Source organism: Fulvivirga kasyanovii, assembly GCF_009711405.1.
Lineage (GTDB): Bacteria > Bacteroidota > Bacteroidia > Cytophagales > Cyclobacteriaceae > Fulvivirga > Fulvivirga kasyanovii.
In genome coordinates this window covers 1-14,843 of record NZ_SMLW01000647.1, presented here as the reverse complement: position 1 = coordinate 14,843, position 14,843 = coordinate 1, and the positions used below count along the sequence as shown (strand labels likewise).

Annotated in this window: 13 protein-coding genes; 6 read left to right on the top strand and 7 right to left on the bottom strand. The window is 42.2% G+C overall.

All coding sequences use genetic code 11. From position 1 onward, the window contains the following. On the top strand, positions 1-675 hold the full coding sequence (trmD, locus tag E1163_RS23450; protein WP_155174917.1) for a tRNA (guanosine(37)-N1)-methyltransferase TrmD: 675 nt from the start codon (positions 1-3) through the stop codon (positions 673-675). A gap of 555 nt (positions 676-1,230) precedes the next feature. After that, positions 1,231-1,584 (top strand): 50S ribosomal protein L19, encoded by a 354-nt coding sequence (gene rplS / locus E1163_RS23445; protein ID WP_155174915.1) that lies wholly within the window; start codon positions 1,231-1,233, stop codon positions 1,582-1,584. Positions 1,585-1,664: 80 nt separating this feature from the next. On the opposite strand, the gene fbaA is transcribed toward rplS, so the two are convergent. Then, positions 1,665-2,738, bottom strand: a complete 1,074-nt coding sequence (gene fbaA, locus E1163_RS23440; RefSeq protein WP_155174913.1) for a class II fructose-bisphosphate aldolase — start codon at positions 2,736-2,738, stop codon at positions 1,665-1,667. Between the two features lie 195 nt (positions 2,739-2,933). On the opposite strand from fbaA, the gene accD reads away from it, so the two are divergent. Next, positions 2,934-3,773 (top strand): acetyl-CoA carboxylase, carboxyltransferase subunit beta, encoded by an 840-nt coding sequence (gene accD, locus E1163_RS23435; protein WP_155174911.1) that lies wholly within the window; start codon positions 2,934-2,936, stop codon positions 3,771-3,773. Positions 3,774-3,853: 80 nt separating this feature from the next. On the opposite strand, the gene E1163_RS23430 is transcribed toward accD, so the two are convergent. Next, entirely contained in the window at positions 3,854-4,354 is a 501-nt protein-coding gene (locus E1163_RS23430; protein ID WP_155174909.1) for a hypothetical protein, read from the bottom strand. A 69-nt stretch (positions 4,355-4,423) separates the two neighbouring features. After that, positions 4,424-5,458, bottom strand: a complete 1,035-nt coding sequence (hemE, locus tag E1163_RS23425) for a uroporphyrinogen decarboxylase (protein ID WP_155174908.1) — start codon at positions 5,456-5,458, stop codon at positions 4,424-4,426. 97 nt (positions 5,459-5,555) lie between these two features. On the opposite strand from hemE, the gene E1163_RS23420 reads away from it, so the two are divergent. Then, positions 5,556-6,446 (top strand): SdiA-regulated domain-containing protein, encoded by an 891-nt coding sequence (locus E1163_RS23420; protein WP_155174907.1) that lies wholly within the window; start codon positions 5,556-5,558, stop codon positions 6,444-6,446. Positions 6,447-6,491: 45 nt separating this feature from the next. Next, positions 6,492-10,211 (top strand): metallophosphoesterase, encoded by a 3,720-nt coding sequence (locus E1163_RS23415; protein WP_155174906.1) that lies wholly within the window; start codon positions 6,492-6,494, stop codon positions 10,209-10,211. An 18-nt stretch (positions 10,212-10,229) separates the two neighbouring features. On the opposite strand, the gene E1163_RS23410 is transcribed toward E1163_RS23415, so the two are convergent. The 3 genes from E1163_RS23410 to E1163_RS23400 form a co-directional block, all read right to left on the bottom strand. Beyond that, positions 10,230-10,436, bottom strand: coding sequence for a hypothetical protein (locus E1163_RS23410; protein WP_155174905.1), 207 nt, complete (start codon positions 10,434-10,436; stop codon positions 10,230-10,232). A 187-nt stretch (positions 10,437-10,623) separates the two neighbouring features. After that, positions 10,624-11,250 (bottom strand): GyrI-like domain-containing protein, encoded by a 627-nt coding sequence (locus E1163_RS23405; protein WP_155174904.1) that lies wholly within the window; start codon positions 11,248-11,250, stop codon positions 10,624-10,626. A gap of 108 nt (positions 11,251-11,358) precedes the next feature. Continuing rightward, positions 11,359-12,336, bottom strand: a complete 978-nt coding sequence (locus E1163_RS23400; RefSeq protein WP_155174903.1) for a radical SAM protein — start codon at positions 12,334-12,336, stop codon at positions 11,359-11,361. A 133-nt stretch (positions 12,337-12,469) separates the two neighbouring features. On the opposite strand from E1163_RS23400, the gene E1163_RS23395 reads away from it, so the two are divergent. Continuing rightward, entirely contained in the window at positions 12,470-14,089 is a 1,620-nt protein-coding gene (locus tag E1163_RS23395; protein ID WP_155174902.1) for a serine hydrolase, read from the top strand. Between the two features lie 77 nt (positions 14,090-14,166). On the opposite strand, the gene fabG is transcribed toward E1163_RS23395, so the two are convergent. After that, a partial coding sequence (gene fabG / locus E1163_RS23390; RefSeq protein ID WP_155174901.1) for a 3-oxoacyl-[acyl-carrier-protein] reductase occupies positions 14,167-14,843 on the bottom strand: 677 nt, incomplete at its 5' end.

The window sequence follows — 14,843 nt, the reverse complement described above, 5'->3', positions numbered from 1 at the left end:
ATGCGAATTGATATCATTACATGTTTGCCCCGGTTACTGGATAGTCCATTTTCGGATTCTATTCTGCGGCGGGCTCAGCAAAAAGGACTTGTTGAAGTTAACATTCACGACCTGCGCAAATATTCTACTGATAAGCATCAGAGGATTGATGATTATGCCTTTGGTGGTGGTGCAGGTATGGTAATGATGATAGAGCCAATTGCCAACTGCATCCGCGATTTGCAGTCTCAGCGGACCTATGATGAAGTTATCTATATGAGTCCTGATGGTGAGCAGTTTACTCAAAGCATGGCTAATCAGCTTTCCTTATATAAAAACATTATTATTCTATGTGGCCATTATAAAGGAGTTGATGAGCGGGTTAGGCAACATTTTATTACCAGGGAAATCAGTATTGGTGACTATGTGTTGTCAGGGGGTGAGTTGGCCGCCGCTGTAGTTTCAGATGCTATTATCCGGCTGCAGCCCGGTGTATTGTCCGATGAAACTTCTGCTTTAACGGACTCCTTTCAGGATGACCTTGTTGCCCCACCTGTATACACAAGACCCGCTGATTTTGAAGGAATGAAGGTGCCTGATATTTTGCTTTCCGGCCATGAAAAGAAAATAGAAGACTGGCGCTTTAATCAGGCTGTGGAGAGAACGAAAAGCCGACGGCCTAATCTTTTGAAGTAACCCTAAAAAGGATCTGGCCGGAATTTGTGGGTAGACACGAACTGTTCGCCTATGGGTTTGACAGGCAGTTGGCAAACTAGTAAAAACGACAATAAGGGCTATTTACTGTTTCTAAGTGGTGAGCATCACAATGCATTTTCAGATCCATTGCTTCATATGCTTTCAGTTGATCCCTTAAAAAAACAGAGGGCCCCAGAGTCGTTTGTGCGTAACTCTGCAGGCCCTGAGTCCAACCACCTCAGCTATTCTTGTATTGTTTTGTTTAGGTAATTAAGGATTTCTGTTTCAATAACCCCATTAATACAGCAAATAGCTTTTCAAAACCTGATACTAATTGACACTCTATTTTATATACCTGTGTATAATTACAAATTGTAACTGTTCTCTTATAAGCTTTAACGTAAGTACGGAATTTTTTGTTTAATCTTTTTTAAAAATTAATAAACAAAAATTTTTGACCTATTTATATTTTTAAGGTAGTTTCGTGTATTTCTAAAATTATTATTATATTTGCAGTCCGATTTTTGGAACAGAGACTTTTTAGCGATAGAAATCATGAACGATATTATCAAATCATTGGAAGCAGAAAACAACGAGAGAAGAGCTTCATTCCCTTCTTTCAAGGCTGGAGATACTGTTAACGTACACGTAAAAATTACTGAGGGTAACAAAGAAAGAATTCAGCAATTCCAGGGTACTGTAATACAAAGGAGACATCCGAATTCAAACGGTGAGACTTTCACTGTTAGAAAGGTTTCCAATGGTATTGGTATCGAAAGAATATTCCCAATCTTATCACCAAGCATCGAAAAGATTGAAGTGGTGAGAAGAGGTAAAGTAAGAAGAGCAAGACTGTACTACCTGAGAGGAAGACAAGGTAAAGCTGCAAGAATCAAGGAGAAATTGTAATCCTTCTTCTTATTTGTTAAGACATAAAAAAAGATCGTCAGCCCGACGATCTTTTTTTTGTTGATAGAAGTAGGTACTCCTTAAGCAAGGGTACCTATGTTGTTAAGGTCTTCGCAAGCCTTTTTCAATCTGGCTTTGAAAGTTTCCTCTCCTTTTCTTAACCAAACACGTGGATCATAATATTTTTTGTTAGGCACATCGTCACCTTCAGGGTTTCCGATCTGTCCTTGCAGGTACCCTTCATTGGCCTGATAGTATTGGCGGATGCCATCCCAGTATGCCCATTGCAGGTCAGTGTCGATATTCATTTTAATTACACCATATGAAATACCTTCCCTGATTTCTTCTACAGTGGAGCCTGAACCTCCATGGAAAACAAAGTCAACAGGTTTTTCACCGGTATTATATTTTTCCTGAATATAGTCCTGAGAATTCTTTAGGATCACTGGTGTCAGCTTTACATTGCCTGGCTTGTATACACCATGCACATTTCCAAACGCCGCGGCAATTGTGAACTTGTCACTCACCTTTCTCAGCTCCTCGTAAGCATAGGCTACTTCTTCAGGTTGAGTATATAGTTTAGAGCTGTCAATGCCTGTATTATCCACGCCGTCTTCTTCACCACCGGTTACGCCCAGTTCAATTTCGAGGGTCATGTCCATTTTACTCATGCGCTCGAGGTACCGCTTACATATTTCGATGTTTTCTTCCAAAGACTCTTCTGAAAGGTCAATCATGTGCGAGCTGTAGAGCGATTTGCCGTGCACTTTGTAAAAATCCTCACCGGCAGTCAGCATACCGTCTATCCAGGGCAACAGCTTTTTGGCAGCATGGTCGGTGTGGAGAATTACCCTTGCACCATATTGCTCGGCAAGCAGGTGAACGTGGTGTGCGCCAGAAACAGCTCCGGCTATGGCAGCCTTTTGATCGGTATTAGACAGGCCTTTACCGGCATAGAAGCTTGCACCTCCGTTGGAAAATTGGATAATTACCGGTGAATTTAACTCACTGGCGGTTTCCATTACGGCATTAACAGAGTTTGTACCTACTACGTTAACAGCGGGAAGGGCGAATTGCTTGTCTTTTGCAAACTGGAAAAGTTTCTGAACGTCATCACCGGTCAAAACCCCGGCTTTAAATTGTGAAGCGGACATTTTTTCGTTTTTTATAGGTTAGATAATAATAAATAGCTTTAAAAGCCTTGCAAATAAACTAAATAATTCAAGTTGGTCACATTCTTAAGGCTAATTTTTGAAAGCTGACCGATACTGCAGATATTTGCAAAGATTACATTACTTATATTGACGTGTCATATCCTATAAAGGATTGATCCATATAAAATTAACCTCATGAGCTGGTTTAAAAGAAAAGATAAAGGTATTCAAACCCCGACAGAGGCCAAAAAAGAGGCACCGGACGGACTTTGGTTTAAAACTCCAAGTGGTAAAATTGTTCATACCAGAGAGTTAAAGAATAATGCGTACGTAAGTCCTGAAGACGGCTACCATGCAAGAATAGGATCCAAAGAGTATTTTGAAATCCTTTTTGACAATAACAAGTTTACAGAGCTTGATCCTGAAATGGAGTCTGCCGACCCGTTGAAATTTACGGATAGCAAGCCGTACCCGGACAGGATAAAAGCAACCCAGGCTAAAACAGATCTAAAAGATGCTGTGCGTACAGCCCATGGTAAGCTTAACGGGCTCGATATAACCATAGCCTGTATGGACTTTAACTTTATTGGAGGTTCTATGGGATCGGTTGTGGGAGAGAAGATTGCCAGGGCAATAGACTACTCTCTTAAGGAGAAGATCCCGTTTTTGATGATTTCCAAATCAGGTGGTGCCAGAATGATGGAAGCCGGCCTTTCGCTTATGCAAATGGCTAAAACTTCTGCCAAGCTTGCACTGCTAAGCGAGGCACGAATCCCGTACATATCGTTGCTTACTGACCCTACAACCGGAGGGGTAACGGCGTCATACGCCATGCTGGGTGATTTCAATATTGCTGAGCCGGGAGCTTTGATCGGTTTTGCAGGCCCAAGGGTAATCAGAGAGACTATTGGTAAAGATCTGCCCAAAGGTTTTCAAAGTGCGGAGTTTGTACTGGAGCACGGTTTCCTTGATTTCATTGTGGATAGAAGAAACTTGAAGAGTAAGCTCTCAGTTTTGATCAAAATGCTTCAATAAGATATATATAAAACTTATTAAAAAGCTCAACCCGGCAATGCCGGGTTGAGCTTTTATTTTTCTTCCGCAAAGAGTATCAGTTATTGTGGCAGGCCATTCAGGTTAAGTGTTTTTGCTATGTTTTCTGCCAGGTCTTCGTCCTCATTTTCAGTGATGTTGATCGTCACCAGATATCTTCCGTTAATTCCGAGTAGTAAGGTCGTCTCTTTGTTGGACTTGTCGTAGCTAAACCAACCATTCATGCCATTGATGCTGACACTATGTGCTTTTTGCTCCTCATCTTCATACGACATGGAATTGTTCCAGGCCATAGTAGAACCCTGATACATGGATGCCGCGCCTTTATAATCCATTATGGTAACGGTAAGGTATGAATCTCCCTTGCTATATTCCCGCATAGCGGATGAATACGACATATCGTTCATTTCAAACATGTTGCCATCAGGGTCACCCTCAGCCGTAAACCCTGCCAAAGATTCTGGCAGGTGTTTTTGTAGTTCCTTGTAATGAACAGCTTTGTCCTGGGCATAGGCTACTGTACTGAACAGTAAAAGAGCCAGATAAAGTAAAGGCTTTTTCATGATTTCTTATAATTAACTAAGTCAAGTTAAATGTATTTCATGAAAAAATAAGAAAGAAGAATAATAATTTTAGTGCATTGCAGCACTGTATTCTTTTACCGTATCTACAAAGAATTTAACCTTACCGGGATCAGTATCCGGATACACTCCATGGCCCAGGTTGGCTATGTGCCTTTGCGGCCCAAACTGATCGAGCATGGCTTTTACGGCCTCGGTAATAGCTTGCTCATCGGCATATAATACGCATGGGTCAAGATTGCCTTGTAATGTTTTGTTTTCGCCAATCAACTGCCTCGACTCTTTAATGTCCATGCACCAGTCCAGCCCAATGGTGTTGCAGTTAATTTGTCCCAGCGATTTTCGGGCGAAATAAGCATCTTTTGCAAATACTGTTTTGGGTACTTCCGGGATAGCATCACATATCTGGCTGATGTATTTTAGGCTAAACTCTTCATAGTGAGCAGGTGGCAGTATTCCCGCCCATGAATCAAATATTTGAACAAGGTCAGCGCCGGCAGCTATTTGTCCTTTCAGATAGTTAATGGTACTGTCGGTGATCATTTGTAATAATTGATGGGCCATTTTAGGGTCTGTATAAAGCATGGCACGGGCTTTTGAGAACGTTTTGCTGCCACTGCCTTCAACCATATATGCAAAAATGGTCCATGGAGCACCGGCAAATCCGATAAGTGGAACCCGTCCCTGTAGCTCCTTCCTGGTTATTTTTATTGCCTCTATGGTATAGCTGATGTCATCAGCTTCAGCAATTTTTAATTTTTTTAAATCCGCTGCGGTTTTGACGGTGGAAGGGAAGCGAGGCCCCTTCTTTTCTATCATCTCATAAGGTAGCCCCATGGCTTCGGGGATAACCAGGATGTCTGAAAATATAATGGCAGCATCAACACCAAGGATGTCCACGGGCTGAATAGTAACCTCGGCAGCCAGCTCAGGGGTTTCTACCAGTTCTTTAAACCCGGAGAGCGAGTTTCTTACTGCCCTGTATTCTGGTAGTATGCGTCCGGCCTGGCGCATGAGCCATACAGGTGTACGTTCTGTTTTTTCGCCTTTAATAGTGCGAAGAATTAGGTCATTTTTTAAATGCATGCACAAAGATACTGCTACTGATAACTAATAAAAATATGGACTATTTTTTTGTCAAACTGTTTTTCTGGAAATTTGTTGAATACCAAACAACGACATTTTGAAAGACCTGATTTTTACGTGCTGTGCCTTCTCGTTTTTAGCCCTTTCAACGCTCAATTGCAATAGCATTACTAATACGGTTTCGGATAGTATTTATATGGATTATGATCATCATAAGGTGCCGTATAAATTGTACGCTCCTGATGAGAAGTATTTGCTTCACTACGACTTGGAGGAGATTTCCGGCCTTTCGGTGTTTGGTGCAGACCACCTGCTGGCAGTAGAAGATGAGCAGGGCTATGTTTATGTGCTAAAAGCAGAAAATGGTGAAGTAGAGCGCAAAATTAAGTTTGCCAAGGGCGGAGATTATGAAGGAATAGAAGCCATCGGCAATAGAGTGTATATAGTGAAGAGCAACGGTGATGTTTTTTCCTTCGAAATATCAGATAATGATGAAGTAGAGGCTGAGGAGGTGGATACGGATTTTTCTTCCGGTAATGATATTGAAGGGCTATCTGTTTCCGGGGAAAAGCTATTGCTTGCCTGTAAAGGCAAAGGAGAGATTGAAGACAATAAGGTTAAAGGTAAGGCAGTTTATGAGTATGACCCAAAAGAGAAGAAGGTGGCAGGCAAACCACTTTTTAATCTGAAAGAAGAGGAGATCGAAGCTTTCATTGAGAACCGAAAGTTTTTTAACAAAATCCATAGTTTTGATCCATCTGCAATAGCCGTTCATCCTTTGACTTCTGATATATACTGGCTTTCCGCAGACAAAGTGTTGGTAGTGCTCTCGCCTGATTATAAACTTAAGGAGGTAGTGCGCCTTGATGGGGGTATTTACCGGCAACCGGAAGGTATATGCTTTGCCGGGGACGGCACCATGTATCTCTCCAGTGAAGGTGATGGGGCCAGAGGCAGAATTTTTAAAATTAGTTATAAGTCTTACTAGAAGTTAAAGCGGTTTTGGCTAATTTTTAACTTCAACCTCGTTTTTATGAAAAAATCTTTTGTTTTAGGGATTTTGATTCTGGTTTGCACATTAAGCGGTTACAGCCAGCCCAACTCTTCTGATACGCTTACGTACTCTGTTTTTCTGGTTGGTGATGCGGGGAAAATCACTCAGGGGCAGAAAAAAATCTTTGAGGTGCTTAAGCAACAACTTGATTCAGCCGGAGATAAAAGCAGTTTGATTTTTCTCGGGGATAACCTGTACCCGAAAGGTATGCCGCCTTCATACAGTCTTGACAGGGAGGCTTCTGAAGCTGCTATCGATAAGCAATTGGCTTTGACCACTGGCTACGCCGGTAAATATTTTTTTATCCCGGGTAACCATGACTGGGCCCAGGGGAGAAGTTATGGCTGGTCATATTTGCAAAACCAGGAAGATTATATTGAGGGCAAAGCGGAGGGTGTGAATGTTTTCCTTCCTGACAATGGATGTCCGGGGCCTGTTGCGGTATCCCTCAATGAGGAAATAGAATTGATCATCATCGATACCCAATGGTTTTTGCACGGATGGGATAAGCCTAATGAATTGCAGGGCGATTGCCCCACAGGCAACCCTATTGAGGTTTTACAGTTGATGGATGACATCATTAAAAGAAACCCCGAGAAGAAAATTATTGTAGCTACCCACCATCCTATGTATTCTTACGGCAATCATGGAGGGTTTAATACAGTTAAAGATCATTTTTTTCCACTAACGGAGCTGGCGCCACCATTATATATTCCCATGCCGGTTGTAGGTTCCATATACCCATTCTTTCGTAAAGTGTTTGGTAATATCCAGGACATCTCCCATCCCACATACAGAGGAATGCGAAATAGCATGGTCAATATTTTTGATAATTACCCCGGCCTTATCCATGTTTCCGGCCATGAACATGCACTGGAGTATATCTATAAAGACAGCATACATTATATTGTAAGCGGCTCGGGGTGTAAAACGGAGTATGTACGAACCAAAGGATTTGCAGAGTATACGGAGTCCGTATATGGTTTTGCGCGGCTTGATTTTTATAAAAATGGAGAGGTTAAAGTTGAATACTGGAAACCTGCGAAGGATGATGAGCCTTCCGGGAAGCTGGCTTTTGAGAAAACACTTTACAAAAAGCCCTTTCAACCGAAGCTGACTACCGAAGAGTTTGAGCGCAAGTTTAACCTCAAAGACAGTGTTGCAGTTGCTAATGCCAGTAATCAGTACGGCATGAAGAAAGGCCTTGGGGAAGCGCTTATGGGAGAAAACTACCGGGCAGAGTGGAAACAGAAAATTGAAATTCCGGTTTTTGATATTGGCAGCGAGCATGGAGGGTTAAAGATTGTGCAGCGCGGTGGAGGGATGCAAACCAAGTCTCTGAGGCTGGAAGCTGCGAATGGCAAACAATATGTGTTAAGGTCTATTGAAAAATATCCTGAGAATGCGGTGCCGGCATTCTTAAGAGAGACTTTTGCGGTTGACCTTGTGCAGGACCAGATTTCTGCTGCTCATCCTTATGGTGCTTTTGTAGTCCCCGGACTTGCCGATGCAGTAGGCATCTATCACACCAATCCGAAGCTGGTTTATATTCCGGATGATCCCAGGTTTGGAGAATATCAAAAGACTTTTGCCAATACGCTGGCGCTTTATGAAGAAAGGCCGGATGATGACTGGTCGGATGCACCTTTTTTTGGTAATTCGGAAAAGATCGTAAGTACCTCCAAAGTGCTGGATAAGCTGATAGATGATAATGACAATGAGGTAGATCAGAAATTTACATTAAAATCCCGGCTCTTTGACTTGGTTATTGGTGACTGGGACCGTCATGATGACCAGTGGCGTTGGGCAAGGTTTGATAAAGAAGATGAGAAGGGTGATATATACAGGCCCATTCCTCGCGACCGTGATCAGGCCTTTTTTGTGAATGAAGGTCTGCTGCCCAGTCTGGTAAGCAGAAAATGGGCTTTGCCTAAGCTGGAAGGCTTTGACTATGATGTAAGGTGGCCCTCCGGCTTTATGTTTAATGCGCGCTATTTCGATCGCTCGTTCCTTACCGGTCTTTCCAAAGAAGACTGGATAGCCACAGTCCGGGCCATCCAAGATAGCCTGACTGATGCTAAAATTGAAGAGGCTATCCGTCAGTGGCCCGACTCCATCTATGCCTTGCATGGTGAAGAAGTGGTTGCAAAAATTAAATCAAGAAGGGACAAGCTGGAGCAATATGCTATTGAACATTACTTGTTCCTTGCTGAGGAAGTTGATGTGGTAGGTAGCGATAAGCATGAGTACTTTCATGTAACCAGGCATGAAAATGGTGATGTACATGTAGTAGTTCGCAAGATGAAAAAGGACGGAGAGAAAAAGAAAAAGATCTATGACCGCCTTTTTAATAAGGAGGAAACCCGGGAGATAAGACTGTACGGCCTGGGAGGTGAAGATGAATTTTTAATTGAGGGAGAAAGTAAAGGAGGCATTAAAATAAGGGTAATAGGCGGAGAGGATGAGGATATCCTGAAAGATAGATCCCATGTGGCAGGTTTAGGTAAAAAAAATATTTTTTATGACACCAGGCTCGGCAATGAATTTGAATTTAACAGTGAGAGCAAAAAGCGCCTGTCAGACAACCCTGAGGTACACCGTTATGATCGTAAGGCCTATAAGTATGATGTGCTAATGCCGCTGGTTACGGGTAACCTTAACCCGGATGACGGCCTTTTTATTGGGGGTGGCTTCATGTACACTACTCATGGATTTAGAAAGGAGCCGTATAAAAGCAAACATACATTATTGGCAAGTTATGCTTTGAAAACCTCCTCATACGATTTTAGGTACACAGGAGATTTTACCCATGCCATCAGTGATTGGAATTTGAGCGTAAAGCTTAGCGTAAAGCAACCAAATTATGTAAATAACTTCTTCGGCCTGGGCAATGAAACAGAGTTTAATCAGGATATTGATGAAGTAACGAACGTAGGACGCCCCATTAGCTATTACAGGCTACGTTTCCAGGAGGTTTCGTCAGAGGTTGGCCTCTATAAAAAGATAGGAGGCTTTGCCACATTCTCAGTCTCACATAAATACCAGGCTATAGAAATAGAAGACACTGATGATGACGACCGCTTTATTACTGATTTTAATAACGCTACCGGGGCTGTAGATTTTGATGTGTATAAAGGTTATACGGGAGGTGCTTTGAACCTTACTTTTGATAAGCGTAATAGTGCCCAGCTAACTACGGCAGGTGTTTTCTGGAACAATGAAGCCTCTGTACTTACCGGGATAAGCAATGCGGAAAAAACCTTTTCTTCTTTTAACTCTGCCCTGGCTTTCTACTATACCCTAAGGTTGCCTTCCTCATTTACATTGGCAACACGCTTTGGGTTTGGGAGTAATTTTGGTGATTATGAATTCTATCAGGCGCAAATCCTGGATGGTAAATCTGAGTTGCGTGGATATCGTAAAACACGTTTTTATGGAGATACCAAGTTTTATAACAATTTTGAAGCACGCTGGAACCTGTTTTCATTCCGAACATATATTTTCCCTGCCAGTATGGGAATATTGGCCTTCAACGATATAGGAAGAGTCTGGCTCGATGGTGAAGATTCCAGCCTGTGGCATCACGGCTACGGGGGAGGTTTGTGGATCGCTCCCTTTAACACAACAGTAGTATCAGCAGAAGTGGGTCACTCTGAAGAAGAAACTCTTTTTTATATCCGGTTAGGATTTATGTTTTAAGAATAGCCGTGGCTTTTCTTAAAGCTGATATATAGTCTTGATTGAAGCTTTCGGAATAGATAAGCCTCCCTTTGTTAGTACGATGTCCTGTTTTAAGCCTACAATAGTGTCGACGATGGTTTCATACCCTTCGTTGATAACTTTAACGATTCGGACACTTTTGTTGTAAAAGTTCCCCAGTATCAGGGCCCTTTTTAATTTGATTTCTTTTCTTTCGTTTTGCATGGTTTTATTTTGTTGTAGAGCTATAACGACCGTGTTCAGTATTTTATTTGCGGTTATCTTAAAATAACCCAATTTTTTACTCTCTTTTAAGTGGTTTGTCGATGAATCGACTTATTCGTCGACGAATCGACAAAAATAATTCTGATTTTGGGGTTACCTCTTAATGTTTGCTGATCCAATGGCGGTTTTATGCTTTACTTACCGGGTATCTGATAATTGTCTTTGACTGCTTGCTGGACGCCTGGTGCGGGGCAGTAATGTAAATCTCATGAAGGCACCCATTGACTTTCAGATTGTTCGTGTCCATATATTCCATTATTTTTTCCATCACCAATTGTTCCTCTCCAGGGCCGAGATGTAATACCTGCACACATTTGCCTTCATCAAGTGTGGTAAGCAGCACTTCGGCGGCCAGCGTAATATTGCTTTTATGAATCACCTCTTCAACAGCCTTATCAACTTCTTTTGTGCCAATGAACTCAGGGAGCCGGATCAGGATGTTCCAGTACCATTCTGCTTGAGGTGTTATGTCCAGAGACAACCCGGTTTCGCTCCACCATTGAGCTTCTATCTTTGGAACAATAAAATCCTTGCCTGCATATTTGCTTGTGAATTTTAAATTATAGGCTACAGCATAGATGGCTTCTATAGAGTTTATAAACCTTGCTTCATCCGGGGCACCTATTCCTGCTAAGGATAAGTAGGTTATAGGTGTTAGTTCGATCATGTCGGGTTCATCACCAGCCTGATAATAGATGGGGTCTGGTGTAGGAAGTATAGCTGCTTCTGATTTTGGATAGGCTAATGTTGTCATCTTTACTAATATTAAAAGGTCTTTGAACTTGCTTTTAAGCAAAGTAAAGGGGGAGAAGTGACAGCCTTATGTCAGTAGAGTATCTGGTGATTAATTTTTTTATGAGTCTTAAAAAAGCTGCTTCCAGGTACCTTTCATCAGGTTGTATTTGATGGTGCCGGGCAACGCTTTCCACCAGTATTTGTTGAGTTCTACGGCAAAAGAGGGTTGCATATAACAGTTGATGGTGCAGCCTTCGCACTGAGGGTATTTGCCTTCGAGTGAAATCAGCTTTTGTACTTCAGCAGAATTGTAGAGATGGTAGAGGTTGTCTTTAATAGGCAGTGATTTTATACCTAAATGATAGCAGGGTAACACCAGCTCATTTTCAGGGGAAATTACAATTGTTGAGCTCCCTGCCTTACATACCGGATTGCTTATATGGTTTCCGCCATCCTTTCTTAATTGGATGAAAGCCTCATTCAGGTAAATGCCAGGTTTTTTTGACCATCGCTTAAGCTGCTGCAAGGTCAGGTTAGAGAGCTTCTCACCGGTATCCACCTCATTATATTTAAAAACAGGGTTCAGGATCAGTACGAGCCCGTTAGGCTTGCAAAATTTGTTGTAAACTTCCTCTATCTGGTGCACGTTGGTTTCAAAAACAGTAAAGAGTATGTCAGGTTTTTCTCCCAGGGAAATAGCTTTTGCGATAGATTCAACCAAAAAATCGTAACAGGCGACACCTCTTGAAAGGTCATGCTCTTCCTTAACGGGAGAGTCAAGGGAAAAGTGAAGCATATCCACTTTGCCTTTTAGTCGCTCTGCCCACTTCGGGTACAGTAAGCAATTCGAAGTGAGGGTGGTGATGAACCCAAACTCTTTTGCCAGCCCTAGCAATTTATCTATCTCCCGGTGCAGCAGTGGTTCGCCTCCCGTAAAGTCAATTACTTTTACTCCCAGCTTTTTTAGGTCCGTGAAATTTTTTTCCGCAGTAGGCAGGTCAATGTACGGGGACGGCCGCTCCCAGATGTCGCAAAACCCGCAGCGCGCATTACACCTGTACGTGACATAGTAATTACATAATACAGGATGTGAGATAAGCCGCATAAATTGAAGTTACTGGATTGCATCGACTAGCGCAATTTTAAGAACTGATCATTAAAAATAAACCGATCAGCCTCTTTACGTTTTGTCCTGAAATGTTAAATGCAGACCTTTATTTTAACCAAACCATAAAATTATGAAGTGGACTTTAATTTTCATTAGCCTTTTTATAATCTTCCAGCCAGGGTTAAATGCCCAGCGGTTTTCGGATAAGGCAGATTCCGTATTACAAAAAAGCCTGCCTGAAAATGAGCATGCCGTTTCTGTTTTGGTGGGCAAAGGAGATGAAATCATTTACCAAAAAATACTGGGGAATGCTGATGAAGGGGTGAAGGCTGACAATGAAACCATATTCCGTATCGGTTCAGTATCCAAACAATTTACGGCGGCGGCAATTCTTAAACTGGTAGAGATGGGAAAAATGTCGCTGGATGATCCACTTATAAAGTATATTCAGGACTTTCCTCAAGGAGAAAGTGTAACCATTCATCATTTACTCACTCACACCAGCGGCATCCGGAGCTATACCGATCAACCCGGTTTTATAGAGAAGGTAGAACAGCCTGTAAATCACAAAGAACTTATAGGTTCCATAAAATCTCTGGGATATGAATTCGAACCGGGAGAGCAGTGGAAATATAATAATTCGGGATATTATATTCTGGGCTATCTTGTAGAGCAGGTTTCGGGCATGACCTATGAGAAGTTTCTGAGTAAGCACTTTTTTAAGCCGGCTAAAATGAAAAATACCGGCGTTTACAAAAATGGAGCTACTTATAAAAATGAAGCTGTGGGCTATGCTTACGAAAGTGGAAAAATAAGCAAAGCCCTTGACTGGGATATGACCTGGGCAGGTGGGGCAGGTAATCTTTATAGCACCACCCGGGATCTGTATAACTGGAACCGGCAGTTGTTTGCAGGCCATCTGTTGACGGCAGGAAGCCTGGCAAAAGCTCATAGCAACGTGGTCTTGAATGATGGCAGCGACCACCCCTATGGCTACGGGTGGGGCATTGGCGAATATAAAGGACTTAAAAGGATTGCTCACGGGGGAGGCTTACATGGTTTTTTATCTTATCTCGCTTATTATCCTGAGATTGATGCCACTGTCATAGTTTTGACTAACAGTTCTCCTCCAAAGAATATCATTCCGGCCAACCTTGCAGAGTATCTTGTTAAAGTATTCTTTAAACAGTATTTGAAGGAGGAAAAAGAAGTGGCTGTTGATACTTCAAATTACAGCAAGTATATCGGTAAATATGAATACCCGGGAGGGGCGGTTATGACTATATCCCGGGAGAATGATCAATTATTTGCACAGCTTTCAGGGCAAAGCAGGTATGAAGTCTACCCTAAGGGAAAACATGAGTTTTTTTGGAAGGTCGTTGATGCTCAAATTACCTTTCATTTAAGTGGCGATGGGGTTGCCGATTACGCAATGCATACTCAGAATGGGAGCCAATTTAAGGCACCACGTATGAAAGAACAGCATGAAGTGGAACTGGACGAGGGTGCTTTTGAGAAATATACCGGAGAATACAGCTTACAGGGCAAGGCCGTAAAGGTTTGGGAGGAAGAAGATAAATATTATTTCCAAGTTGAAGGGCAGGCAGCCTTTCAGATTTTTCCGGGTTCTGATAATAAATTTTTTATGAAAGCAATAGCAGTAGAGGTTGAATTTGAGCAGAATAAAGATAAATCACCTGCCCTCATTATATACCAGGGAGGGCAGCAGTTCAGAGCAGAAAGGAAATAAGTGAAAAAGCTCTTTTGAATGCCATTAATGCAGATCATTCAAAAAGAGCCTTTTATTTTCAGTTCGTATGGTTTTGTTTAGGTAAGCATACCACCATCAACCTGGATCACCTGACCCGTGATGTATGATGACATGTCCGAGCCAAGGAATACACAGGCATCCGCAACGTCTTCAGGTCTGCCTCCTCTTTTCAAAGGAATAGCATCTCTCCAGCCCTGTACCGTTTTCTCATCAAGTTTATCAGTCATTTCAGTTTCTATGAAGCCGGGGGCTATGGCATTAGACCTTATTCCTCTTGACCCCAGCTCCAGGGCTACTGATTTGGTAAAACCGATGATACCTGCCTTGGAAGCCGAGTAGTTGGTTTGTCCTGCATTACCTTTCAGGCCTACTACAGAAGTCATATTGATGATAGAGCCACTTCTTTGCTTCATCATGGTTTTGGTGGCTGCTTTTACGGTATTGAAGCAAGATTTCAGGTTGATATTAATTACATCGTCCCAATCAGCTTCGTTGATCCTGAGCAGAAGGTTGTCTTTGGTTATCCCGGCATTGTTCACAAGAATGTCCAAAGAGCCAAAATCATTGACCACGTCATTGATCAGTTGCTCTGCGGCTGCAAAATCGGAGGCATCGGATCTATAGCCTTTAGCTTTAACGCCTTTTTCCTGTAACTCTTTTTCAAGTGCCTGACCTTTTTCTACACTAGATAAGTAAGTGAATGCTATGTTAGCTCCCTGTTCGGCATATCGGT